The following is a 24,000-nucleotide window of genomic DNA, read 5'->3' as shown; positions in this document are numbered from 1 at the left end:
TGGCGAAGGCCCGGGCCGCCAGCCGGCAGGCCGAGAAGACCGACGCGGCCTGGGACGGCCCCACCACCGGCCCCCGGGCCGTCCCCGGCAAGAAGATCGTCTACGTCGCGCAGACCATGACCAACCCGGGCGTCGCCGGCACCGTCCGCGGCGTGCAGGAAGCCGCGAGGACCATCGGCTGGGACGTCCGGGTGATCGACGGCCAGGGCACCCCCGCCGGGATCCAGGCGGCGTTCGGCCAGGCCGTCGCCCTCCGTCCGGCGGGCATCGTCATCGGCGGCTTCGACCCCCTGCTGACGTCCCAACAGGTCGCGCGGGCGCACGCGGACCACATCCCGCTCATCGGCTGGCACGCAGTCGGCTCCCCCGGCCCGAGCAAGGACCCCGAGCTGTTCACCAACGTCACCACACAGGTCGAGGACGTCGCGAAGATCAGCGCGGACTGGGTCATCGCACACTCCCACGGCACCGCCGGAGTCGTGGTGTTCACCGACGCCTCGATCCCCTTCGCCAGGAACAAGTCCGAGCTGATCAAGAAAGAACTCGCCACCTGCACCGGCGTAGAGCTCCTGGCGGAGGAGAACATCCCGATCTCGGACACGTCCAGCCGCACCCCCCAGGACGTCTCCTCCCTCCTCTCCCGCTTCCCCGATACCTGGACCCACTCCGTCGCCATCAACGACGTCTACTTCGCCGACGCCGCCCCCGCCCTGCGCGCCGCCCGCAGAAAGGGCGGCGGCCCCCCGTACAACATCGGAGCGGGCGACGGCGACCCCTCCGCCTTCCAACGCATCAACAGCAAACAATTCCAAGCCGCCACCGTCCCCGAACCCCTCACCCAGCAAGGCTGGCAAATCATCGACGAATTCAACCGAGCCTTCTCCAACCACCCCGCCAGCAACTACGTCGCCCCCGTACATGTAGCCACCGCCACCAACAGCACCGGAACCACCTCCTGGGACCCACCCGGCTACCGCGCCGCCTACCGGAAGATCTGGGACACGTAAGAGAAGGCGCCGACATGGCCCTCACAAGCGCCTCCCGGGGCCCTGGGGAGAATTGGGCGGCGGCTCAAGGCGACCCGTGCACAGCGGCAGGCAACCCCGCGCGCCACCGCTCCTGGCTCGGCTTGGACCGGGCCCGCGCCGAGCGCGCCGCAGCCGGTCACGGCGTACGAGACCAGCGCCCTCGGACCGGGACCGCGTGCGGTACCGGGTGAGCGCACGGGCACTGTCCGGTCGGCAGACCTCACGTACTGAGCAAGCAGTTGAAGAAGGAGCGGTAGTGCTGGAGGGCGACGCGCAGATCTTCAGTCGCCACCTCCTCGCCTTGCTGCCACTGGTCCTCGAGTCCTTGTTTGTGCTCGGAGAAGGTCGTGGCCGGGCCTGCATCGTCTCGGCGACGAGCTGGTCGGCCGCGTTGACGGCGGCCCTGGGGTCGTCGACGAAGTCGCTCTGGATCTTCTGCCATCTGGCGCGGAATTCCTCCTGTTCCCCGCCGAGCAGGGGCTCGTTCTCCTCGGCCGGTTCCGTTGCACGGCCACCGGCGGATGCCCCGCCATCGTCCTCCCGGCCCTCCCGGCCCTCCTGCCCCTCCCGGCCGAGGCCGGTGGCCTCCCCGGGGTACTGCGGCGGCGCGTCAGCCGGATCCGGCGCTTCGTCTCCGGTGTCTCCGACGCCCTGCCGGGCACCGGCCAGGTCTTCCGTGGAGAGTCCACGCCCGCCGTCCTGGGGTGTGTCGTGGTTGCGCGTTTCCTCTCACTCCCGTCGTCCTTCATCGTGGTCAGTCCGGACACCGCCGGGACGGACCACCGTCCGTGGGCTGCCGACCGGCCTCACCCCCGGCTCCCGCGCGGCCGGTCGCCGTCATGGAGCAGTTCCTCGAACAGCGCGCGGTAGTGCACCATCGCGCCCCGCAGCTCCTCCGTGGTCGCCTGGTGGCGACTGCTGCGGTCGTTGACCTCGTGGGCGGCGCGGTAATGCTCCAGCGTGCGTCCGTGTTCCACCGACAAGTCCTTCACCTGCTGCTCGTACCCCTCGGTCGGGTACCCGCGCTCGCCCATGAGCGTGGTCACGAGCCGGTCCGCCTCATGGACCGCGTCCTCGGGCCGGTCGACGAACTGCTCCTGCACGCGCGCCCAGTCCTGCGCATAGCGGTCCCGGACAGGAGCCAGCAGCTCTTTGATGTCCAGCGCGTCGTGGCGTTCCTGGCGCTCGCGCAGCTCGCGCTCGCCCGCCCGGCGGCTTTCCTCGGCCTCCACCGTCCGCTCGTACTCCGGTCCGAAGCGCTCCCGCAGCTTCCGGCGGCGCGCGCTGAGCGTCAACGCCGCCGCCGCGCAGACAACTACCACCAGCACGGCGGCGATGATGATGATGGTGATGAGGGACATGGCGTCCTCCGCTCGTAGCCGCATGCTCCCCGAGCACGGCGCGCACAGCGGCACGTTCACCGAGGCCGCTCCCGGCAGCAGCGACGTGGAGGTCGCCGGCGACAACGCCGCGATCTGCTCCGGCGACGGCGGCGCTCCCCTCTTCCGTACCGCTGGGGACATCGCACAGGTCGTGTCGGTGGCCTCCCGCTCCGATCAGGGCGGCTGCTTCGGCATCGATGCGGCGCAGACGTCGACCAAGGGTGTTGCCGTGCGCACCGACGATCTCGCCGCCTGGGTGGACGCCACTGTCAAGGCCGCCCCAGTCGTCGACTTCAACGGGGACGGCATCGAGGACATCGCCATCGGCGACCCGAAGGCGACGGTCAGCGGTAGCGCCGAGGCCGGTGCCGTGCGCGTCGTCTACGGCGGCGGCAAGGGCAACGTCCAGCTCGACCAGAGCCTGTCATCCGTCCCGGGCGCTGCGGAAGCCGGTGACCGTTTCGGCCACTCCCTGGCCACGGTGGACTACAACGAGGACGGCTACACCGACCTCGTCGTCGGCGTGCCGTACGAGGACGCCGGGTCGGTCGCGGACGCGGGCATGGTGTCCCTCGTCTACGGCTCCGCCAACGGGCTCGGCAAGGGCCGCGCCGCCGAGGACTTCGTGCAGGGCCAGGGCACCGGCGCGCTGAAGGCTTCGGCCAACGAGAAGGGCGACATGCTCGGCCACGCCGTCGCGGCCGGGCAGACCCGCGAGGGCGATCCCTTCATCGTCATCGGCGACCCGGGCGAGGCCATCGGTACCAAGGAGGACGCGGGCAACGTCTTCTACGTGCGCGGTGGCACCAACGTGAACCTGACCCAGGAGGCCGGCATGTCCGGCGGCCTGGAAGCCGGCGACAAGGTCGGCTGGTCCGTCGCCGCCGACGCGAACAACATCGCCATCGGCGCGCCCTGCGAGGACATCGACAAGGCCGTCGACGCCGGTGCCGTATGGGTGCTGTCGCACAAGCGCGGTGCGGACGGCAAGCCGGCGCAGCGGGCGAACAACAACCAGAACGATGACAAGGTCTCCGGCGGCTCCGAGAACGGCGACGCCTTCGGCACCTCCGTCGCCCTGGTGGAGAACGGCCCGAACGGGGACTCCATCCTCGCCACGGGTGCTCCGGGCGAGTCGGTCACCAACGCGGACAAGGTGGATGTGAAGAACGCAGGCACCGTGTTCACGTTCAAGATCCCCGCCTCCGGCGGCTGGTCGCAGTACCAGGTGATCAACCAGGACCAGCCGGACGTCATCGGAGGCATCGAGACGGGCGACCGCTTCGGCGAGACGCTCCAGGCCATCAATCTCTCCCCCAGGACCGCTCCCACGTGGCAGACGCTCCAGCTCGTCGTGGGTGCCCCCGGTGAGACCCAGGGCTCCGTCGCCGCCGCCGGTGCGACCCACACCATGACCCTCGTCGGGGCTCCCGGCCCGCACAACGACGTCCTGTACGCCGGGCACAACGGCGTTCCGGGCACGCCGGGTGCGAACCAGCGGATCGGCCAGGCCGTCGGCGTCTCCCCGACCCACATCTACGTGGGCATGCCGACCGGCCCGCACACGCAGGGCGCGGCGTACGCGGTGCCCTGGCAGAACGTCGTCTCGCACGACGCTTCCGGCACCGACCAGCCGGTGACGGTGTACCAGCCGGGCAAGGACGGCATCCCGTCCGGCGGCAAGGCGTTCGGAGCGACGATCCGGTAGGCGACGCCTCGGACCACGCAAAGCAGTGGGTCCCGTCCTCCACAGGGAGGGCGGGACCCCTATCCGCATGTTGGCCAGCCTCCGCCTCTACTTCTCGGCCGTGCCGCGCTCCTCGCGGATGGACTCCTGACAGATGTCCGCGTTGGTGCGCGAGTCCTTGAGCAGGTCGTCGCAGAAGGCAGCGACATCGTTGCCGATGAGTTTCAGGACTCCCTTGCCGGCCGCCACGCCCTCCTCGAAGAAATCGACGATCCCTGAGAGCAGCTGCCCATCAGGCAAGTCGACCGGTCCGACCTTGAAGAGGTACCTCTGTATCTCCTTGTAGACGATCTGGTAGTCGGGCGGCAGCGCCTGGACCCGCGCCATGTGCGCCCGCCACTGCTTCTTGCCCCGGATGATGTCCTGGACGCCCACGTCAGCCTCCTAGCCGGCCCAGTTTCTTTGCAACGTTCCTGTTCAACTGCTCGCGCCACCGGTCGCGATAGCTCCGGGCACCTTCGCCGCCGGTCAGCGCCACGCAGAAGCCATCGATGTCGTCGCCGAGCACCTCGTGAACACTCTGCCCATCCGCCGCTGTTTCTTCGAACAGCCCCAGGACGCCATCAAGAATCGGCATCAGGTTGCGACCCGTGAAGCCCGCGCTGGGGTAGAGGTGAACCGTGATCTGTTCCCACGCTGCCCGGTAGTCGGCCGGCAATGCCTCGGCCCGGGCTTCGAACGCCTTCCATTCCCTCGTGAGGTCGCTGCCCGTCATGGTCTCCCAGAAGTTCATCGCCCGCCCTCCTTGAGCATGTCGATTCGTGATGAGAGGAACTCCCATTTCGCCCAGAACGTCGCGAGTTCTTCACGCCCTGCGTCGTTGAGCGCAAAGAACTTGCGCGGCGGGCCCAGTCCGGATGGTCGTTTCGTCACCCGGACCAGCCCGTTCCTCTCCAGTCTCACCAAGATGGTGTAGACCGTCCCCTCGACGACGTCGGCGAAGCCGAGTTCGTTCAGCCGACGCGTGATGGCGTACCCGTAGGTCTCCTCGCTGCCGATAATTTGAAGCACGCAGCCCTCAAGCGTGCCCTTGAGCATCTCCGTCAGATCGTCCATCGCGGATCCTCTTCGACTTCCCTCGGTACTGCGTAGCACCAGGTACCACTACACAGTAACACCGACTAGTGGACCAGCGCCTGGCGCGCAGGGGTTCATGCCCTCACCTACCGGGGAGCGACCTCCATGACCGCACAGTGGTTCGACATCCGGGAGCGCGAAGCGCTGGTTCGGTTCGCAGAACTCGTCTCGTCCAAAGGCGTACCCGAAGGAGGCAGGCACTCCTTCAGGGTGTGGCTGTCACCGGCCGGGGCCGAACCGCGGCCCCGACCGCGAAGTGCACGAACTCGTGGACGAGATGGAAGCCGGCCTTCGCCGCCAGGCGGCGGCTGGGGTGGTTGTCGCGGGAGCAGGTCCAGGACGGGATGCGGCCGCGGGCGGTGACATCCGCGCAGAGCACCTGGACGCAAGCCGAGGCCAGGCCTCGTCCGCGTTCTTCCGGGAGGGTGGCGACGGCGATGTCCTCGTACCGGCTGCCGACGAAGAAGGTGCAGGCGAGGGAGAGAAGGAATCCGTCACGGAAGACACCCCAGCAGCGGCCGGAAGCCGCGAGCCCGGTGGGGCCGCCCCAGCCGGCGCTGATCCATGCCATGTCCTGGCCGAGAGTTCGGAGAGCGTGGGCGTCGCGTGGCAGGAGACGACGGACGGTCATCTCAGGGCCGAGGAGAACGGCCGGAGGCAGGTCGCGGTGGACCCAGATCATGCGCTCCCAGGGAACGACGCGGTGGAAGGCGGCGCCGAGGACGGGCAGGAACCTGTCCGGCGCGGCCACGTAGTGACCGGCCAGGGGCGCCAGGTCCCCAGGGTCGGCCGACCGTGGGTCCCCGGCCAGAATGGCGTGTCCTGCGCAGGAGACGGCGGCTGCGCGGGGCCCGGACGGGTCGTCGGCCCACCAGGTCCCGTGACCGGTGAGGGCAACATGCTCGGGGAGGGCTCCCAGCCCCGGGCGGCCGGCGGGGAACCAGGGGGCCCCTGGCCCGGCCGGGAGGGCGGCGCCGTGCAGACGTTCGACCAGCATCACCATCGCTCCGGGATACATGCGAAAGCGGGCGGTACGGCACCGATGCCGGTGTCGCACCGCCCGCCCCGGCCTGCCGTCAGCTGCAGGCCTTGCTGCCGTGGTTGGCGCTCTTCTTGCGACGGGCTCGCTTCTTGCGGGCGCGCTTGGACATGGCTGCGATCCTTCTTTCGCTTGCTGTGGCGGTGGGATTCAGACGGACTTGACGGCGACCAGCTGCTCGGCGAGCTTGCACAGCCGGCGCACCGTGCGGTCCTCCATCGCCACGGGGGCGGCCGGGGCGGGGGCCGTACGGTCGTAGTAGGCGCCGGGGACGAGCTCGGTGGCGGGGTCGCACAGCCGTACGACGCGCTCGGCGCCCTCCAGCGCCGTGTCACCCTCGTGGGCGTACAGCGGCAGCAGGCCGGTGTCGCACACTCCGGGGTGCACGCTGACCGACGTCCACGGCGCCTGCTCCCGGGCGAAGATGGTCAGCGCGAGCTGGGACTGGGCGTAGGCGGCGAGGCGGGAGTAGCGCTTGGCGCGGTGCGGGTCGTTCCAGGCGATGGACGCCGTGCGGTGCATGGAGGACGAGACGTTGACGACGCGGCTGCCGGGGCGGGCGCCGAGCGGACCGGAGAGCTCGTGGGTGAGGAGGTAGGCGGCCAGGAAGTTGACCTGGAGGGAGAGTTCGTTGCCGTCGGCGGTCATGGTGCGCCGCTCGGGCGCGGCAAGGGCCGCGTTGTTGACCAGGACGTCGAGGACGGGGTGCTCCTCGGTGATGCGGGCGGCCATAGCCCGTACCTCGTCCAGGCGGGAGAAGTCGGCGACGACCAGACGCAGTCGCAGGGTGTCGGCACCGGCCGCCACCAGGCGGGCGACGGCGTCGTCCCCGGATGTCTGGTCGGGGGCGTGAAGGATGACCGTGTCGCCCCGCGCGGCGAGCAGCCGCGCGGTCTCCCAGCCGATACCGGAGGTGGCACCGGTGACCAGCGCGGTCCTGGAGGCGGGCGAGACAGCAGAAGACATGGAAATCCACTCCGGGAAGGGCAGAGCAGCAGCGATCCGCGGTCCGGCGGAGCTGCTGTGCGAGCGTGAAGAGGCATCAGCGACGGGGCCGGCGGAGGCCGGGATGCGCTGTGCCAGGTGATGCCGACCGGGGCGCATCGAGCGCGGCCGGGGCGTCAGTGATGAGGGGTGCGCTCAGCGCACCCTGTGCGAACAGCGCGCGGAACCGGACAGCGCCGTATGAGGCGGCCGGTCGTCGTGGCGCAGGTGGCTGTTCACGAGCACCATCCAAGGAAGCCCCGCACCCGGACGCAAGTGACACGTCACATCCCTGACGCCGCCCTGACGCACGTCGGCGCGTCGCTGCTGGGGGACTACGGCATGACTCGGCATCTCCCGACCCGCGCGACGCAGGCCTGACGGGCTGTTGGCGGTGACGGCGCTCGCACTCCGCCGACTGCACACGAGCATGAGGCGGGCCGGGCGTTCGAGCAGCGTCAAGAAGCAGGGGGTCGTCTTCCCCATCTCCGCGTCACTTGTTCTACTAGTGTGCAAACAAATGGAGGTGCTGTCATGCCGCAGTCACGAACCGCGTCCGTCCGCCGAACGGCTGTTTCCGCCTTGCCGCCCTTGATCGCCGCTGCCGCCGTCCTGTCAGTGTTCCTGTCCGCACGTGACCGGCTTCCCGACCGGATAGCCACCCACTTCGGAGCCGGCGGGGGTGCCGACGACTTCTCGAGTCAATCCGCCTTTCTCGCCACGGCGTTGGGACTGCTCCTGGCCGACGGCGTCCTCTTCGGTGGACTCACCTACTGGACACGGCCGAACCCCGGCGTCCAGCGCGTGCTGGCCGTCATCGGCGGTGCCGTCGCGGTGCTCACCGGATGGCTGGTCGTCGCGGTGCTGGTCGCCAACACCGATGCCGACGACACCTCATCCGTCACCCTGCCCGGGACACAGGCCGCACTCGCCTTCGGGGCAGCGGCACTCTATGCAGCGGTGGCCTGGCTGATCTGCGGCAAGGCCGAGGAGCCCGAGACCGTTTCCGGGCCGTCCACCGAAGCCTCACGTCTTCCGCTCGGCGACTCCGAGACCGCCGGCTGGACGCGCATTGCCGGCTCCCAGGTCCTGCCCGTCACCGGCGCCCTGGTCCTGACCGCCGGACTGGTCGTCGGCTTCACCACCGGATGGGTGCCCGCCCTGCCGCTCCTGGTCACGGGAGCACTCATGGCCCTGCTGACGGGCGCCCGGGTCACGGCCGACCGGCGGGGGATCACCGTTACGCCCTCGATCGCCCCCTGGCCGCGCCTCAACGTGCCCCTGCAGCGCATCGCCGAGGTCACGCACCGCCCCATCCACCCGCTGCGCGACTTCGGCGGCTGGGGATACCGGGCCCGGCCGGGAGCCAGCGGCATCGTGCTGCGGTCCGGGGACGCCATCGCCGCCCGGCTGACGACCGGCAGCGAGTTCGTCGTCACCGTGGACGACGCCGCCACCGCGGCCGCGCTGCTCAACACCCTCGCCGAACGCGAGCGCCGTACCTCCACCGGGGGGTGACCGTGCTCTTCCGCGTCGACCCGTCCTCGCCGCTCCCCCTCAGCGACCAGATCACCGCCTGCGTCCGCGGCGCCATCGCCGACGGCACCGTGGGCACCGGCGAACGCCTGCCCTCCGCACGCGACCTCGCCGCGTCTCTCGGCGTCAATATGCACACCGTCCTCCGCGGCTACCAACGGCTGCGCGAGGAGGGTCTGCTGGAGTTGCGCCGCGGTCGCGGTGCCGTCGTCACCGGAGGACCGGCTGCCGAGCGGGCCCGCCTCATGGCCCAGGCGCATCGCCTCGTGGCCGACGCCCGTGCCCTCGGGCTGAGCAACGAGGAGGTACTCGCCCTCGTCCGGAAGTCCCTCACCGGTGGAGCCTGAACTTCCGTATTAAGCATGGGATTCCGGACGTCAAGATCACATAAGGAACCCTCGTGGGCCGGTGACCTGACCGGCCGGTAATGGAAACGTTCCCTCCCGAAGATCACGCGTCCCGCGGCAGGCGTCCTCCGGTCCCTGCCGCGGGACCACCATGCCCATATCCGAGGGGGAACCCGCATGAAGACCACCCGGCGCACCGCCGGCATCATCGCCGGCCTGACCGCAGCCGTTGTCTGCGTCACCGGCGCCACGGCCGCCGCGGCGCCCAGCGCGGCCTCGCACACGCAGACCGTGAAGGCCGCCCCGGCCAAGCCGGCCCCGAACGCGGCCAAGGACGGCAAGGCCGTCTTCCAGGGCCTGTTCTTCGGGCAGGGCAAGGTCGGTGCCGAGCTCGCCAAGAGCCCGATGTTCAGCGAGATGCGCAAGGAGCTCGCCAAGGCCGACGCCAAGGACTCCGCACGCGTCGCCCGGATCGTCACCGACGCCGTCGACGCCAAGTACCCCGACTTCTTCGCGGCGTTCGGCAAGAAGGTACGCAGCGGCGACCCGCGCAAGGTTGAGGCCGCCGTCAACGACGCGCAGGCCAAGCTGCTGTCCATCGCCAAGAAGTCGGACGCCAAGGACACCGCGCAGCCGGTCCAGAACGGCCAGATGTGCGGCACCCTCGTCGCCGTCGCCGGCGCCGTCGTCCACGTCGCCGCCGCCGTGACGGCCGCGGCCGCCGCGGTCACCGTGACCGTCGCGGTCGGTGCCAACTTCGTCAAGGCCAAGAACTGGTTCTGGAGCGTGGCGCCCCAGGGCGACGACACCGCCCTCGGCCACGACGAGGCCGTCGCCACCGTAACGAAGATCCTCAAGGCCGCCTGACCCGGGCGCGCCTGAGCGAACAACCTTTCCGTGGGCCGGGCGACGCCGGCCGCCCGGCCCACACCCAGACCGCCACGCCACGACCGGGATGACGACGTGAAACGCCCTCAAGGGACCGCACGGGTCCGCCACTTCCTCCGCAAGGCCACGGACGGGCCGGCTCCACGCCGCGTACAAGTGTCCGGCCGCTCGTTCCTGGCCGTCGCGGCCCTCTGGAGCGTGGCCGTCCTCTACGTGGCCGAGGTCCACGTACCCAAGAATGTGCTCTCCCTGCCCGGCCAGAAGCAGGTCCGCTCCACGGTCACCAACGTCGCGCCACAAGGGTGGGCGTTCTTCACCAAGTCCCCCAGGGATGTGGAGGTCCTGCCCTACCGGCGGACCGCCGAGGGCACCTGGACCTCGCTGGCGCTCACCCCGCACTCCAGTCCCCGCAATGCCTTCGGCCTCGACCGCGCCTCCCGATCGCAGGGCATCGAGATCGCCCTCCTGCTCAACCTGGCCGAGAAGAAGGACTGGAAGGAGTGCGAGGAGGACCTCGCCGACTGCCTGGCCGACGCCCGGCCCACCCGCACGGTGAAGAACCCCTCGCCCGAGCCGACCGTCTGCGGCCGCGTCGCACTCGTCCAGGAGAAACCCGTGCCGTGGGCCTGGCGCGACCTCGTCGACCAGCGCACCACCCCCGAGCGCTACCTCGCCATGGATGTCACATGCTGACCACGCCGACCCGCCGCACCCACGGCATCCCCCTGCCCTGGGGCAACGCCTACGGCCTCGCCCGGACCCTGCTCGCCCTCGGCACCGCCGGCACCCTGGCCTTCAGCAGTACGGCCACCCTCTTCCGGCCTGTCGTCACCCTCGGCGAGTACCCGCTGTGCAAGGGCATGGCATCAGGTGGCGCCTTCTGTCTCGTCCCGCGCGGGCAGTTCGACCTGCTCCGCTGGCTGTGCGTCGCCGTCCTGCTGCTCGTCGCGTCCGGCTGGCGACCCCGGATCACAGCCCTGCCGCACGCCTACATCAGCTTCAGCGTCTTTTCCGGCATCGCCATCGGCGACGGCGGCGACCAGATCACCTGGATCCTCTCCCTGCTCCTGGCCCTCGTCGCACTCGGCGACAACCGCCGCTGGCACTGGCGGACACCCGCGCCCCGTACGGACGACGAGCCCACGTCCCGCGCCACGCGCTTCCGGGCCCTCCTCGGCGCGAGTGCGTGGACCGTCGCCCGCCTCCAGATGGCGATCCTCTACTTCCAGGCGGGCGCGGCCAAACTGCCGCACACCGAGTGGGCCGACGGCAGCGCCATGTACTACTGGGCCAACAACTCCTCCTTCGGCTTCCCCGAATGGCTTCGCCCCCTCACCGACCTCGTCGTCTACTCCCCCGTCGGCATGGCGGCCCTGACCTGGCTGCCCATCGCCCTCGAACTCGCCCTGGCAGCCTCACCGGTGATGTCCCAGCGGGCACGGTGGGTGCTCCTGCCGCTCGGCATCGCCTTCCACCTGGGCATCGCCCTGCTGATGGGCCTGTGGAGCTTCGCCCTCGCCATGGCGGCCGGCCTCCTTCTCCTGCTCAGCCCCGTCGGTCATCACTTCCCATTCCTCTCACCCGACCGTTCGCGAAAGAGGCAGACTCCGTCATGCGCACCCGCATCACCCGGCGACGCCTCCCCCGCGACCCCGGAACCGGCGGCCGCCGGCCTCACGTCCCTGACCAGGCTGGAGGCGCCCTCAATCTGATAGGGATGACGCCGAGCGCACGTCACCTGGCCCCTGCGGACCTCGACGGCGCCGGCTTCCTGCCCGACCAGGTCACCATCTCCGTGCCGGCCACCGCCTACCGGCCGGCCTCGGTGACCACGAGCGGGCGCACGGGCCTGCTGACCGACGGATCGTAGGCATACCCGCCCGGCGCCCTGCCTTCCCCTCAGCACGGGGGAGGCAGGGAGATCAGTCGGTGTCGAGGCCGTCGATCAGGCGGTTGAGGAACCGGGTGAAGGTGGCTTCAGGAGTAAGGGGGCGTCCGGGGGCGGAGAGCGCTTCGGCGAGTTCCGGGTGATGACCCTCTGCGGCAACAGTGGCGAGATAGCGGGCTTCGGCTGCAGCCCGGTCGGGGGACTGCGAGGCCGTGGCCTGCGCGATCTCGTGGGCGACGTGCCCGGCCACGAATGCTGTGAGCTGGGCGAAAATTTCCAGCTTCGCCCTACCGTCGAGTCCGGTGGGCCGCAGGGCAGTGAGCACATGCTCCAGGAAGGCCAGGGTGTTGGGTCCGGGGACGCGGCGGGTGGACAGGGCGGCGGGCAGCCAGGGATGCCGCAGCATGTGGGCACGCTGAAGGCGGGCGATGGCTTTGAGGTCGGCGCGCCAGTCGCCGGTGAGCGTGTCCGTGGGCAGCAGTTCGCCGCTGACGTGGTCGACCATCAGGTGCAGCAGCGTCTCCTTGTCGGGGGCGTAGCTGTAGAGCGACATGACGCCGGCTCCGACCTGTGCGGCAACTTTCCGCATGGTGACCGCGTCAAGCCCCTCGGCGTCCGCCAGGGCGACGGCTGCCGCCGTAATCGCCTCTCGGCTGTAGGCAGGCTTGCGGCCTCTGCGGGGCTGGCCAGGGGTCAGCCAGAGCTGTTGGGGGTCGACACCCGGGGCGCCGCCCCTTCCGTCGCGGGGCACGGTCCACGCTCCTCTCCTTGATCAGCGGCCCTTGCGGGGCACAGTCAAGCATGCCCTATTCTCGTACACTGTACGGAAATCAAGGAGGGGAACGATGCCGTCACCCACGCACAGCCCTGCGCCGAGGCCGACCTGGGCACCGCCTGCCGGGAAACCGCCACTTGCCTCACGGATGATGAGGGCGACGTGGCGCCGCCTCCCGGCCGGACTTCACGACGTCGGATGGGAGCCGGGACTGGTGGTGCCGGCCGCCGACGGCAGCCCCCTGATCACGGACCACTACTTCCCGCGCGCCGAAGGCGACTTCCCCACCCTCCTGGTGCGCTCGCCGTACGGCAGAGGCTTCCCGTGGTCCCCCATGTACGGCCTGCTCTTCGCCGAACAGGGCTTTCACGTGGTCCTGCAGAGCTGCCGCGGGACCGGCGGCTCGGGGGGCGCGTTCGACCTGTGGCGCAACGAGGCCGCCGACGGCCGCGCCACGGTGTCCTGGCTTCGCGAGCAACCCTGGTTCAACGGAACACTGGGGACCGTCGGCCCCAGCTACCTCGGCTACACGCAATGGGCCCTTGCCGCGGACCCGCCACCAGAACTGAAGGCAATGGTGGTACAGGTGGGCCTGCACGACCCCTACGCCCTGTTCCACACGGACGGTGCGCTGCACCTGGAAACAGCCCTCGCCGTCGGCGTGGGCATGACCTACCAGCACCAAGGCATCGCACCCTTCCTGAAGGCGACACTGCGCCTGCAGCGCCGACTACGTGCTGTCACCACAGCGCGGCCACTGCGCGGGGCGCACGTCTCGGCCCTCGGCGGCGAGGTGCCCTGGCTGGACGAGGTGATGACGCACCCTGACGCCAAGGACGCCTACTGGCACGGCGCTTCGTTGGCGGAGTCGGCGGAGCGGCTCAGCGTGCCCACGAGTCTGATCACCGGATGGCACGACGCACTGGCCGACCAGACCTTCGAGCAGTACGACCGGCTGCGTCAGGCCGGATGCGAGACCGCCCTGCTCGTCGGCCCCTGGACCCATACCTCCGCCCTGCAGCAGGGATGGCCCGAGGTGTTCGCCGAGAGCCTCGCCTGGCTGCGTGCCCACCTGTACGCCGATCCCTCCGGCCTCCGTCCCACAGGGGTGCGCGTGCACATCGGCGGCGAAGACGCCTGGCGGAACTTCGACGACTGGCCGCCGCCCGCGTCCGTCAGCCCGTGGTTTCCCATCGCGCAGGGGCATCTCACCGACCAGGCACCCACGGACTCCGCACCACTGATGTCCTTCCGCTACGACCCCGCAGACCCCACTCCGTCCCTGGGCGGCCCTCTCCTCTCCCGCACCGCCGGTCCTCGCGACAACAGCAGCCTGGAGGCCCGGGAGGACGTACTGACGTTCACCGGTCCCCCACTGACCGAGCCCCTGGACATTCTCGGGCCGGTCTCCGCGCGGCTGAGCATCTCCACGGACACCGGTCACGCCGACGTCTTCACCCGTCTGTGCGACGTCGACGCACAAGGCCGCTCCGTCAACGTCTGTGACGGGCTGGGCCAGCTGCGGACGGACGGACAGGAGCCGTCGCAGATCACCGTGCCGATGAGTTCCACCGCCCACCGCTTCGCCATCGGCCACCGCATACGCTGGCAGATCAGCGGAGGCGCCCATCCACGCTACGCCCGCAATCCCGGCAACGGGGACTCTCCGGTGAACGCCACCACCTTCACACCGGTGCGCATCACGCTCCACACGGACTCGGCTTTGCTGCTTGCCACGCATGCCCAGGGTTCCGGCCCCGGCCCCACGGGGAACGGCTGACCAGCCGGACCCGACGCCCCGCCTCGCTCCTCGGCACCGTCTTCGTCGCCCAGCGCGTCACACCAGGTCACTCAGGACGCGTCCCTTCAGTCCCTGTACGCGGGGCGGACACGGTTGTGTGGGGAGAAGCGTCCGGGGGTCGTTCGGCGTGTGAGGCGCTTGCTGCGAGGCACGGCCGCGCACAGTGAGGCCGGGGCCGCCCCGGCCCCGCTTCCGAAGGAACGGAGACGCCGGTGACGGTGACGGCCGAGACCACGGGCGGGGAACTCGCCGAGAGCCTGCTGCAGAACGTGGGCAACGAGCAGGTGTGCGCCGCGACACGCCTGTTCGGCGCCCACCGCAACGGATACTGGCTGCGCCTGGTGGTGTACGCGACTTACGACGTCGTTTCGACGTGAGATGGGGAGTCGCACGCTCGCACGAATAGTGCCTGGACGATTCTGGTGGCCAGGTCTCTGAGCCAGGTGTGGGCGCGGTCGTTGTCGTAGCGCTGGTGCCACAGCAGGTACAGGGGGACGTCGGGTAGGGGAAGTGGTGGCGGCAGCGTGGCCAGCCCGAGTTGTTTCCGAGCCGTGCGGGTGACCGCGTCGGGGAGGGTGACGACCAGGTCGGTGTCGAGGGCGAGTTGCAGGGCGAAGGCGGCGGTGGGCCCGGCGGCGACGACGCGTCGTTCGAGGCCACGTGTGGTCAGGGCGTCGTCGATCGGGTCGCGCAGGCTTCCGCGCCGCGAGACGGTGAGGTGTTCGGCGGCTGCGTAGCGCTCGAGGCTCAGCGGGCCTTCGGTGAGCGGGTGGCCTGGGCGGACGGCAACGACCAGCCGGTCCCTGCCGACGAGGCGGTGGCGGATGTCGGGGAGCGTCGGAGCGCTGGAGCTTGATTCGAGGTCGACCTCACCCCGGCGCAGCTCGGCGTCATCCGTCCCGGGTTCGGCGGACAGGCGCAGGCGGACACCGGGGGCCTGATGGTGGACGGCCGTGGTCAAGGCGGTGCCGCAAGCGGTGGTCAGGGCGTCGTGCCAGCGCACGGTGAACACCCGGTCCAGAGCCGCCAGGTCGAGTTCCTGCTGCGCGGAGAGAAGTTGCTGGGCCTGCTGCACAAGGGCGTGGACCTGGGCTCGCATGGCCAGCGCGCGGGTGGTGGGGACCATGCTGCGGCCGGTGCGGACCAGGATCTGGTCACCGGTGGCCTTGCGGATGCGGCCCAGGGAGCGGCTCATCGCCGGTGCGGTGACATGGAGACGCGCTGCCGCGCCGGCGACGCTGCCTTCTTCCAGCAGGGCGTCCAGGGCGGTGAGCAGGTTCAGATCCAGTTGCATGAGAGTAACTCTACAAGTGACAAGCATGCACTGGTTGTTAATGGCTAGGCGGCCTACCTTCGAAGTGCGGGGCGAGACAACCGCCCCGCTTCGACCGATCCCAGGGAGCCCACCATGAGCACAGCCATGCCTTTCGACGCCGACGCGACGATCCTGTCCGACGTGACCGCTGCGGTGAAGGCCGCTGGCGTCACGCTGCGCGACCGCTACACCTCGCACGCCCGGGGCGTGAGTCTGGACGAGGTCGTCGCCGAGATCCACGCCAACGACGACGCGGTGCTGGACGTGCTGCGGGAACCGCTGCTGCGGGCCCGGCGAGGGTCGCAGTGGGCCGAGGACGAGCTGGCCGGCGGCGCGCTCCCGCCCGGGGAGTGGTGGGTCGTCGACCCCGCCGAGGGCAACATCAACCACGTCCACGGCATGGAGGACTGGGCCGTCACCGCCACCCTGGTCCGCGACAACCAGCCGGTACTCACCGTCGTCCACCTGCCGCTGACCGGCGACACCTACACCGCCGTCGCCGGCGGCGGTGCCCGCCTCAACGACCGGCCCCTGAAGGTGTCCGCCAAGACCGACCTGGGCGCCGCGCTCGTCGGCACCGGCCAGGCCAGGCCCGGCGAGGACGAGCGCACCTTCCAGCGGATCGGTGACTCCGTCACCGCCATGCTCATCAACGGCCTGGTCGTGCGCGTGTCCGTTCCCGCCACGATGCAGCTCATCCACGTCGCCGCCGGACGCATGGACGCGTTCTGGCAGTTCTCCGACGTCCGCTCCGGCCTGGTCGCCGGCGCCCTGCTGGTCTCCGAAGCCGGAGGCACCGTCACCGACCTGACGGGCGAGCCCTGGCACACCGGCAGCCGCGACTTCCTGGCCGCCGCCCCCGGCATCCACGGCGCCGCCCTCAAGGCCCTCTCGCTGATTGCCTGACCGGACGTCTCCGCTCTTCCCACCCCGATACCGCAAGGAGCATCACCTCATGACCAGCATCGGCATCCTGGGCGCCGGCCGCGTCGGCACCAACCTCGCCTGCAAGCTCTCCGCAGCCGGGCACCATGTCACCCTCGGTGGCCGGAGCCCCGAAGGCACTGCCGCCCGCACCATTGGGCTCGTCCCGCGGATCGCCTTCGCCGACCAGCGCACCACCGCCCGCACCACGGACATCGTGATCAACGCGACGCCCGGCGACAGCTCCCGGGAGCGCCTGGCCGACCTGCGCACCGAGCTCTCCGGCAAGATCCTCATCGACGTCTCCAACGCCACCCACGACGCCGCTGACGGCCTGCCCGGAGACCTGTGCTATCCCGGCAGCAGCCTTGCCGAGAAGCTCCAGGCCGCGCTCCCCGACACCCATGTGGTCAAGTCCCTCAACACCATGCTGTTCATGGTCATGACCGCTCCCGAGACGCTGGCCACCCCACCGACCGTCTACCTCTCGGGCAACAGCGAACACGCGAAGAGGACCGTTACCGGCCTGCTCGGCGACCTGGGCTGGCAGCCCGAACAGATCGAGGACCTCGGCGACATCACCACAGCCCGCGCCACCGAGGCCATGATCCTGGTCGTGCCCCACATCCTGCGCCGACACGGCTTCAAGCCCTTCGCCGTCTCCCTCGCCCGCTGACTCGCCAAGACCGGGTTCAGACCAGAACCAGGTGGCGGGCTCGTGCGGGGGCAGCTGGGTGCTGGGTGCGGATCCTGCGGGCCATGCAGGAGGCCGCGTACGGCGACACGCGCTGAATCCGCGTGCCGCGTGCAGGAGACAGGCTGCCTCCTGCACGAAGAGCCGGTGCTGTCGCGGGCAGCCGCAGGCAGCCGACGGGGCCGCATTCCGTGGCGAAGGTCAGCCGTTGCCGGACCGGTCGGCTGACCGGTCAGCACCAGCGTGGGCAGTGTGCTCCCCGCTCGCGCTGCAGCCGGAGCATGGCGGTCTGGCACCCCCTGCACAGACGGAGCGCCATATCGTCGGTCGGCTCGACCAGCACCTCGGCGGCGCGATGCCCCCAGGTCAGGCCCGCCCGGCGGCGGTTCTCGCTCTCGTGCTGGACGCCGCCGCGCGCAGCGGTGAGCCGGCGGGGCAGTGCATCGCACACCTGGCCGCGGACAACCCGGCGGTGCGCACCGAGCGGCGTCCCCAGCACGGAGCAGGCGACGGCGCCGGCGGGGGCACATGGGTCGAGACGTCGGCATCGACGCGGGCCGCGCCGGAGCGCCGGCTGCCGGTGCGGGCGGACCTCGTCGCGCGGGCTCGCGGGGCCTCGCGGCTGTGGGTCTCGTTCTGGATGAACCACGACGGTGTCCACGACGGGAACACCGTCATGCGGCCGGCCAGGATGCCCCTGGAGGAGAACCGGCTGGTCACCTCCTGCAGAACTGGATGTCTGCGGTACCGCGGGACTTGGGAGCTGCTGCCGCTGAAGCTGGAGCAGCTGCGCCGTCGCCGAACAGCAGGACAACGCCGCATAGTTGTCTCTTCTCCAGCTGCCTGACCTGGTCGTTCTCGCCGGGACCGGTGCACCGCAGGGCTTGTTATCGGTTGGGAGGTCCGACGAACCTGCCTGTGGATCCCCGCGCGAATGTCCCGCGAGGATCCACAGTGAAGGTGCAGCATCTACTGCTACTGCTGCTTGCTGGGATCTCTCACTCTTGCTGTGCGGCCGTGCGGCGGAGCGCCCACCACTGGCGCGCTCGTGCCACAAGCCAATTGGTGCAGTAGATCGCCGGAATGGCTGCGTAGCAGGCTGGTTCGAGGCCCGCCAGGGAGTAGAGCCCGTAGAGGGCGCCCCCGAGCAGGAGGCCCGCGAGTGTGCCGGACAGCATGTTGGAGGCAGCGACGCGGTCGACGCCGCGGGCAAGGCGTCCCACCAAGACCCGGACCACCCCTGGCTCCTCCACGGCGGGTGCCGGCCGAAGGATCATGCGAAGCCTCAGGGCGGCCCACACGTTACTGAAGGCGTGAGCGAGCCTTATGGCCGGGTTCCTGATCTGTTCCAGCTCTGCGGTCCACTGCGCCCAGTAATCCATACCGTGCTCAGGCCCGATCAGGGCCGCAGCCATGTTGGTCAGGTGCTTGATCGTGCCCGACATCCGCCGTGCTCGCCGCTCGTCGCGACGGGCGCGGCGCTGCTGTCGACGCGAGGCCGTGGTGAGCGCCGCATCTCCGCTTGCTGCTTCTTCCTGCTGGATGCGGAGCAGCCTCGTGACGTGGCGAGCCTGCCGCCGTATGCGGCAAGCGATGAAGTAGGTGAACAGCACTCCGCGGGGAGCCTCCGTGATCTCTTCGTCCCACCCGCTGAGGAGTTCCTCCGTTCCCTCCACGCCTTCGATCTGCTTCTTCGCGTTGCGGATGATCCGGTTCACACGCCACTCGGTGACTGAAGCGACCTGCCTGACCAGTCACCCGATGAAGAGCAGCAACAGCTGGAGAACCCAGAAGGCGGGGTCGGTGAAGTATCCGTCCACTGTGCTGTCCTCACGCTCCGAAGCCGATGGACGGACCGGCGGCTCCGGGGCGGCCGGGGGCGGCCGTCCGGCGGGATGCCGCGCGCTGGAGTGCCGACTGGGCCCGCTGCAGCCCGTTCGGGGTGAGCCGGTAGAAGCGACGCCGGGGCCCTCGCGAGTCGGGCTCTTCGCCGGATTCCCATTCGCTGGTCACCCAGCCTGCCTGCTCCAGGCGGGCCAGAATCGGATAGATCGTGCCTGTCAGGACGCCTGTGGCCTGAGCGATCTTCAGGCCGTAGAGCTCCTGATCCTGTGTCACCAGCACTGACAGCACGTCCAGTGTGGTGCGGGTCATCTTTGGCTCTGCCATACCACCAACTCTACCTAGCTCGAACACTATCTATCTAGAGTTAGAGCCCTGCGAGATGGCAGCGCGGTGGTCTCTGGTGGAACGTTGCAGGTCAGTCCCGCTATGCGCGGGGCTTTCCCACGACGGGTCAGCTGCACTGTTCCACGGCGGCGCGCAGCAGGGCGGCGGTGGCGGCCGCCGTCTCGCGGGCCGGTGCCGGAGCCGGCTCGCGGCCTCGTCCTGTGGGTCCGGGCCCGGGACGGCGAGGCCCTTCGAGCTGAAGGTTCCCGGGGGATGCCGGTGGCGCAGCGGGAAAGGAAGGCATGAACCGCTTGCCCACTCCTCATGTCCCCTGCTCGCTCTGACTGGACAGCTGCGCGCATGCGTCTCACACACACCCGGAGCCGCACTCTGACACAACATTCACAGCAGCATGTGTAATGGATATGTCACGCAGAGGGCCGCAAAGGCGCCGGGGGAATCATTCGCCAACACCGAACACCAGCCACCTGAGAAATACCTGAACGCACATCTTGCGGCGTGCGTTCAAGCCAATCTACCAACGGCCACTTGCACGGCGGCCATGCCGGGCCGATAGTAGACACTTCATTCTTGAGCGGCACGTCGAAGGAGTGGTCCAGAATGCCGGGCGTTGGCGAACCCGTGGAATACCCACTCCTCAATGGCACCGCTGATCCGCAGTTCGTCACCGTCGGACCGGATGGATACCTTTGGGTGACGACCGAGTGGACTGGGCTCGTCCAGGTGAATCCGACCAGCCTTGCCAACCAACTCGCGGTCACCGACGAAGTTCCCACGCCCTGCATCGGAATCATTCCGGACCCCCGCCCGACGCGAACGGACGGGAGGAAGGCCGTATGGTTCACCTGCGTCTCCGATTGGGCCGGAGACTCGGTCGTCCAATACGACATCGTGAACCAGAGGCGACTCTCCGGGATCAAACTTGCCTACGAATCCTGGGTTCAGGCCCTCACGTGGCTGCTGATCGACAAGGGTGCCGCCGGGACACCCGTGTATTCCTATTGGATCATGTTCGTCGAGCCCTTGCATACTGTAGCCGGATATTATGACGCGGAAGACGAGTCCGGCACTCCCGGCACATATCCGTTTCCGGACGCCCAGCAGAACCCCGTCTACGACACCTGGCTCTGGTCCGTGGCCGTCACCGCTCCGGCGAGCGCGAAATCACCCGGCGATTGCACCTATTGGATGACGGGTCAGGCCAGCGCGGGAGACTATCCGCGGAAGACGAACAGCCTTTACAGGTATACCCCCGCCAAGGACGAGCAGCCTGAGCCCGTTCCGCTCCCCGGGGGAAGCAGCCAGAAGCCGGTTCACGTCGTCGCCGGCCCCAATGGGGACGCGATATGGGTGGGCACCGAAAATCCAAGCCAGATCTGTCGGTACGACACAGCCCTCCGCAGCTGGACGCAGCGGTTCATCTCCGGATTCGGCGCGCCTCGACAGATGATGCTGGGCACGGACGGGAATCTCTGGGTAGCGACCAGCAAGGGGATCTCACGCTTCCGTACGGACAAGAACATTACCGAGCTCCCGGGCCCGTCCCTGCCGAACGGCGGCGACGCCATGGGGCTGTGCGTGGACAAGCACGGCAAATGGGTCTGGTACACCAACCCGACCAACAAGTCGATCGGGCAGTACCCGATTCCCGATGACCCCGAAAGTCCGTGCGGGAAAACCCAGTTCGTGTCCCAACTGGTGACGGAGACAGCCCCGGGGCAGCGCACCGGGATGTCGGGCGTGGTTCAGTACATCAGCAACGGCCTGCCCATCCCCGGCGTGCCGCTCACCTGCCGCGTGGTCTCCGACGGAGGCACGACATTCAGCGACGGAACGACAGAGACCCTCCTGACCACGGACGTCCGGGGCCGGGCCGCGCTCCCCGCGCTCCAGGCCGGCCGCGAGGAGGACCGGGTGGTGCTGAAGGTCGGCCACGGGGACTCGGAGCCCCCCACCACGATCTCCCTCTGCGTGCGGTCCGATCCGGGCAAGGGTGCCGAAGCAAACGAATCGTGACCTCTCCGGAGGGGGTGCGCCCAGTGGCGCCATCGCTGCCGGGCCCGGTTCGTCAAGCAACGGCTGGAGGGGCTGACCGTCGAGCCCCAGAGCTCGGATCCCCAGCTGACGCGTGATGCTGTCCTACACCCCGTAGCAAGCAGGCGCGGGAGTGCAGATGTCAGAGGGTCAGGCAAGTGCGGTGGGCGCGAGGCGGATGGTGTGCGGCTGCTGCTGGGCCCGGATGCGGATCGGCCTGGGCATGACGGCGGCATCGGGCCGTTCGACGGGGGCGGGGGCCAGTGCGCGGACGCCCCCGCCCTGCGCGCCGCCCGCATAAAGGGCGGCGGCGCCCCGTACAACATCGGAGCGGGCGACGGCGACCCCTCCGCCTTCCAACGCATCAACAGCAAACAGTTCCAAGCCGCCACCGTCCCCGAACCCCTCACCCAGCAAGGCTGGCAAATCGTCGACACGGCCCCCACAACCGCCTCCCCGAAGGCCATCGATCGCCCCGCACCCCTCCCTCCTCCCCCACCTCCGCCACGCCGAGCTGCCCCCAACACCGTTCCCGGCCACGGGAAACGCCGATCCGGAAGGTGGCGGCGGGGGCCGTAAGACGTACTGCCCGGGCCGACGCCACGTGAAGATCGCGTCGATGGCAGCGGCGCCTCCTCGCCCCCACGGGGCAACCGATTCCCCTGCCTCCGGCTCTTCGGAGGCATAGAAGCTGACCGACGACCGCAGGCTCAACCACCGCTACGAGCGGAAACCGGGAGGACCCATGGGGAAGCAGCAGACCGATGATGACGACGTATTAACCGTGGAGGACACACTCGGTGCCGAGGAAGTGGCCGTCTACCGCTGGCTGGCCCTGCACGGTCAGCTCGACCTGGTCCGGATGGCCGAAGAGACGGGGGTCTGCGAGAAGGCGGTGAGCAGTGCAGTGGACTACCTCGTCCGGATCGGCCTGGTGCAAAGAGGCGAGGAGGGAGACGGCCGGCTGTGGGCCGTCGACCCGCACCTCGTCGCCGCCGTGGCCACCGCGCCGGTGGAGCGTGCCATCGCGGAACAGCAGACGCGGCTGCGCGTCTTCCGCGACCAGTTCGCCCGGCTGGCGTCCGACTACAAGAAGGGGAGGCACGGTGCCTTCACGGACTTGGAGACCATCCCCGGACTCACCCAGGTGCGGGCCGCGCTGAACCGGGCGGCCGAGCAGTGCCAGGAGGAGACGGTCACCGTGCAGCCCGGCGGCACCCGCCCGCCCGAAGTGCTCCAGGACGCCTTGGTCCGGGACAGGCAGATGCTCGCCCGGGGGGTGCGGATGCGCACCCTTTACCACCACACCGCCCGGTTCAACAGTCCCAGCCAGGCGTACGTGGCCACGATGAGCGCGCTGGGCGGCGAGTACCGGACCGCCCACCAGCTCGCCGGCCGTGTGATCATCTTCGACCGGGAACTGGCGTTCATGACCAACCGCAACGACCGGCTGGGCGCGGTGGTGGTCCGGGAGCCGTCGGTGGTGCACTTCCTGTACGAGCTGTTCGAGCAGATGTGGTCGCAGGCCCAGCCGTTCTCCAACGCAGCCACCGACGGCCTGGAGACGGTCGCCAAGGATCTGGACCGCACCATCCTGCGGCTGCTGGCGGCGGGACTGAAGGACGAGACCATCGCGCGGCGGCTGGGCATGTCTCTGCGCACGACCCGCAAGCACATCGCGGACATGATGCAGGTGCTCGGCGTCCAGAGCCGTTTCCAGGCCGGCGTCGCGGTGTCCGCGAGGGGGCTGCTGAATGACGAGGGAGAGCGGGACGCGGAACCCACGACAGCACCGGCCTGATCCGGCAGCCGTCCTCCGGAGGCGCACACCGTCAGTCCGGGCACTCCAGGTGGAGTTCGAGCAGTGTGGTCGGCGCGTAGATCTCCGACAGCCGGTAGGTGTGGCCCCGGGGCACGAAGAGGGTGCCACCGGAACGCAGCCGCATGCCCAGCGGGTGCGAGGGGCGAGGTGCCGGGTCCTGCGCCGGGTCCTCACCGATACGCGACAGGACGCAGCGGCAGGCTCCTTCCAGGACCGTGACCGTGGACTCGGCACCCCTCGGTGCGCCCTCCGTGACGGGGGAACCGGCCGACAGGAAGCGGTAGAAGGAGCGCACCGGAAGTTGCAGCCTGCGGCCCAGCTCCGCCGCCAGTTCCTCCGTTCCCGGTCCGCCCGGCACGGAGGAACCGGCACCCGCTTCCGGGCGGGCCGGCCGGGACAACCCGAGCAGGGCCGGCAAGGTCGTCGGATCCTCGGACCACAGCAGGGCAGGCCCCTTGGCACCGTTGGCCGCCACGCACAGGACCAGCTCTTCGACGAAGCACTGCACCGGCTGACTGAGACCTCTCTG

Annotated in this window: 26 protein-coding genes and 2 pseudogenes; 17 read left to right on the top strand and 11 right to left on the bottom strand. The window is 69.7% G+C overall.

What is annotated here, in order from left to right; translation table 11 throughout:
- Nucleotides 1-1,007, top strand: a 1,007-nt coding sequence (locus tag V7793_RS04425) for a substrate-binding domain-containing protein (RefSeq protein ID WP_335581566.1), incomplete at its 5' end; no start/stop codon positions are given.
- An 827-nt stretch (nt 1,008-1,834) separates the two neighbouring features.
- On the opposite strand, the gene V7793_RS04420 is transcribed toward V7793_RS04425, so the two are convergent.
- Nucleotides 1,835-2,389, bottom strand: a complete 555-nt coding sequence (locus tag V7793_RS04420; protein ID WP_335581565.1) for a hypothetical protein — start codon at nt 2,387-2,389, stop codon at nt 1,835-1,837.
- Between V7793_RS04420 and V7793_RS04415 the strand changes: the two genes are divergently transcribed.
- Nucleotides 2,379-4,118 (top strand): FG-GAP and VCBS repeat-containing protein, encoded by a 1,740-nt coding sequence (locus tag V7793_RS04415; RefSeq protein WP_335581564.1) that lies wholly within the window; start codon nt 2,379-2,381, stop codon nt 4,116-4,118. The genes V7793_RS04420 and V7793_RS04415 overlap by 11 nt on opposite strands.
- Nucleotides 4,119-4,205: 87 nt before the next feature.
- Here the strand turns inward: V7793_RS04415 and V7793_RS04410 are convergent, their stop codons facing one another.
- The 5 genes from V7793_RS04410 to V7793_RS04390 form a co-directional block, all read right to left on the bottom strand.
- Complete coding sequence (locus V7793_RS04410) at nt 4,206-4,532, bottom strand: DUF1048 domain-containing protein (RefSeq protein WP_335581563.1); 327 nt, start codon at nt 4,530-4,532, stop codon at nt 4,206-4,208.
- A 1-nt stretch (nt 4,533) separates the two neighbouring features.
- On the bottom strand, nt 4,534-4,890 hold the full coding sequence (locus V7793_RS04405; protein WP_335581562.1) for a DUF1048 domain-containing protein: 357 nt from the start codon (nt 4,888-4,890) through the stop codon (nt 4,534-4,536).
- Nucleotides 4,887-5,213: a PadR family transcriptional regulator gene (locus V7793_RS04400; RefSeq protein WP_335581561.1), complete on the bottom strand. Its 327-nt coding sequence runs from the start codon at nt 5,211-5,213 to the stop codon at nt 4,887-4,889. Before V7793_RS04400 ends, V7793_RS04405 begins: the two co-directional genes overlap by 4 nt.
- A gap of 226 nt (nt 5,214-5,439) precedes the next feature.
- Entirely contained in the window at nt 5,440-6,237 is a 798-nt protein-coding gene (locus V7793_RS04395; RefSeq protein ID WP_335581560.1) for a GNAT family N-acetyltransferase, read from the bottom strand.
- 186 nt (nt 6,238-6,423) lie between these two features.
- Nucleotides 6,424-7,239, bottom strand: a complete 816-nt coding sequence (locus V7793_RS04390) for an SDR family NAD(P)-dependent oxidoreductase (protein WP_335581559.1) — start codon at nt 7,237-7,239, stop codon at nt 6,424-6,426.
- A 552-nt stretch (nt 7,240-7,791) separates the two neighbouring features.
- On the opposite strand from V7793_RS04390, the pseudogene V7793_RS38090 reads away from it, so the two are divergent.
- The 7 genes and pseudogenes from V7793_RS38090 to V7793_RS04360 all read left to right on the top strand — a co-directional run.
- Nucleotides 7,792-7,971, top strand: a pseudogene (locus tag V7793_RS38090) (DUF1648 domain-containing protein); the annotation flags it as partial.
- Between the two features lie 12 nt (nt 7,972-7,983).
- Nucleotides 7,984-8,775, top strand: coding sequence for a hypothetical protein (locus V7793_RS04385; RefSeq protein WP_335581558.1), 792 nt, complete (start codon nt 7,984-7,986; stop codon nt 8,773-8,775).
- A gap of 2 nt (nt 8,776-8,777) precedes the next feature.
- Nucleotides 8,778-9,140 (top strand): GntR family transcriptional regulator, encoded by a 363-nt coding sequence (locus V7793_RS04380; protein ID WP_335581569.1) that lies wholly within the window; start codon nt 8,778-8,780, stop codon nt 9,138-9,140.
- A 177-nt stretch (nt 9,141-9,317) separates the two neighbouring features.
- On the top strand, nt 9,318-10,007 hold the full coding sequence (locus V7793_RS04375) for a sporulation delaying protein family toxin (RefSeq protein ID WP_335581557.1): 690 nt from the start codon (nt 9,318-9,320) through the stop codon (nt 10,005-10,007).
- A gap of 96 nt (nt 10,008-10,103) precedes the next feature.
- On the top strand, nt 10,104-10,721 hold the full coding sequence (locus tag V7793_RS04370; RefSeq protein ID WP_335581556.1) for an SdpA family antimicrobial peptide system protein: 618 nt from the start codon (nt 10,104-10,106) through the stop codon (nt 10,719-10,721).
- Nucleotides 10,715-11,740 carry a sporulation-delaying protein SdpB family protein gene (locus tag V7793_RS04365; protein ID WP_335581555.1) on the top strand — a complete coding sequence of 342 codons (1,026 nt, stop codon included), beginning with the start codon at nt 10,715-10,717 and terminating at the stop codon, nt 11,738-11,740. Before V7793_RS04370 ends, V7793_RS04365 begins: the two co-directional genes overlap by 7 nt.
- Before the next feature lie 5 nt (nt 11,741-11,745).
- Nucleotides 11,746-11,898 (top strand): hypothetical protein, encoded by a 153-nt coding sequence (locus V7793_RS04360; RefSeq protein WP_335581554.1) that lies wholly within the window; start codon nt 11,746-11,748, stop codon nt 11,896-11,898.
- A gap of 52 nt (nt 11,899-11,950) precedes the next feature.
- On the opposite strand, the gene V7793_RS04355 is transcribed toward V7793_RS04360, so the two are convergent.
- Complete coding sequence (locus tag V7793_RS04355) at nt 11,951-12,667, bottom strand: TetR/AcrR family transcriptional regulator C-terminal domain-containing protein (RefSeq protein WP_335581553.1); 717 nt, start codon at nt 12,665-12,667, stop codon at nt 11,951-11,953.
- A gap of 94 nt (nt 12,668-12,761) precedes the next feature.
- Here V7793_RS04355 and V7793_RS04350 point away from each other — a divergent pair, with 94 nt between their 5' ends.
- Both V7793_RS04350 and V7793_RS04345 read left to right on the top strand, forming a co-directional pair.
- Nucleotides 12,762-14,471 (top strand): CocE/NonD family hydrolase, encoded by a 1,710-nt coding sequence (locus V7793_RS04350; RefSeq protein ID WP_443057836.1) that lies wholly within the window; start codon nt 12,762-12,764, stop codon nt 14,469-14,471.
- 233 nt (nt 14,472-14,704) lie between these two features.
- Nucleotides 14,705-14,869 (top strand): hypothetical protein, encoded by a 165-nt coding sequence (locus V7793_RS04345; protein WP_335581552.1) that lies wholly within the window; start codon nt 14,705-14,707, stop codon nt 14,867-14,869.
- Here V7793_RS04345 and V7793_RS04340 read toward each other — a convergent pair.
- Nucleotides 14,848-15,786: a LysR family transcriptional regulator gene (locus V7793_RS04340; protein ID WP_335581551.1), complete on the bottom strand. Its 939-nt coding sequence runs from the start codon at nt 15,784-15,786 to the stop codon at nt 14,848-14,850. The genes V7793_RS04345 and V7793_RS04340 overlap by 22 nt on opposite strands.
- 114 nt (nt 15,787-15,900) lie before the next feature.
- Here V7793_RS04340 and V7793_RS04335 point away from each other — a divergent pair, with 114 nt between their 5' ends.
- The 3 genes from V7793_RS04335 (at nt 15,901) to V7793_RS04325 (ending at nt 18,272) form a co-directional block, all read left to right on the top strand.
- Entirely contained in the window at nt 15,901-16,713 is an 813-nt protein-coding gene (locus tag V7793_RS04335) for an inositol monophosphatase family protein (protein WP_335581550.1), read from the top strand.
- Nucleotides 16,714-16,762: 49 nt separating this feature from the next.
- Entirely contained in the window at nt 16,763-17,407 is a 645-nt protein-coding gene (locus V7793_RS04330) for an NADPH-dependent F420 reductase (RefSeq protein ID WP_335581549.1), read from the top strand.
- A gap of 373 nt (nt 17,408-17,780) precedes the next feature.
- A complete protein-coding gene (locus V7793_RS04325; RefSeq protein ID WP_335581548.1) occupies nt 17,781-18,272 on the top strand; it encodes a hypothetical protein in 492 nt (163 codons plus the stop codon).
- A gap of 151 nt (nt 18,273-18,423) precedes the next feature.
- Here the strand turns inward: V7793_RS04325 and V7793_RS04320 are convergent, their stop codons facing one another.
- Both V7793_RS04320 and V7793_RS04315 read right to left on the bottom strand, forming a co-directional pair.
- Nucleotides 18,424-19,143, bottom strand: a complete 720-nt coding sequence (locus tag V7793_RS04320; RefSeq protein WP_335581547.1) for a hypothetical protein — start codon at nt 19,141-19,143, stop codon at nt 18,424-18,426.
- Nucleotides 19,144-19,255: 112 nt separating this feature from the next.
- Entirely contained in the window at nt 19,256-19,594 is a 339-nt protein-coding gene (locus V7793_RS04315) for a PadR family transcriptional regulator (RefSeq protein WP_335581546.1), read from the bottom strand.
- 591 nt (nt 19,595-20,185) lie between these two features.
- On the opposite strand from V7793_RS04315, the gene V7793_RS04310 reads away from it, so the two are divergent.
- The 3 genes and pseudogenes from V7793_RS04310 to V7793_RS04300 all read left to right on the top strand — a co-directional run bounded on the left by V7793_RS04310 (nt 20,186) and on the right by V7793_RS04300 (nt 23,450).
- Nucleotides 20,186-21,631 carry a hypothetical protein gene (locus V7793_RS04310; protein ID WP_335581545.1) on the top strand — a complete coding sequence of 482 codons (1,446 nt, stop codon included), beginning with the start codon at nt 20,186-20,188 and terminating at the stop codon, nt 21,629-21,631.
- Between the two features lie 291 nt (nt 21,632-21,922).
- A pseudogene (locus V7793_RS04305) lies at nt 21,923-22,084 on the top strand (substrate-binding domain-containing protein); the annotation flags it as partial.
- A 310-nt stretch (nt 22,085-22,394) separates the two neighbouring features.
- A complete protein-coding gene (locus V7793_RS04300) occupies nt 22,395-23,450 on the top strand; it encodes a helix-turn-helix transcriptional regulator (RefSeq protein WP_335581544.1) in 1,056 nt (351 codons plus the stop codon).
- A 31-nt stretch (nt 23,451-23,481) separates the two neighbouring features.
- On the opposite strand, the gene V7793_RS04295 is transcribed toward V7793_RS04300, so the two are convergent.
- Nucleotides 23,482-23,979 carry a hypothetical protein gene (locus V7793_RS04295; protein WP_335581543.1) on the bottom strand — a complete coding sequence of 166 codons (498 nt, stop codon included), beginning with the start codon at nt 23,977-23,979 and terminating at the stop codon, nt 23,482-23,484.
- Between the last annotated feature and the right edge of the window lie 21 nt (nt 23,980-24,000).

Source organism: Streptomyces sp. KLMMK, from assembly GCF_036961605.1.
GTDB lineage: Bacteria > Actinomycetota > Actinomycetes > Streptomycetales > Streptomycetaceae > Streptomyces > Streptomyces telluris.
Note: the sequence above shows the minus strand (reverse complement) of the source record. Positions and strands in the feature narration are given on the sequence as shown.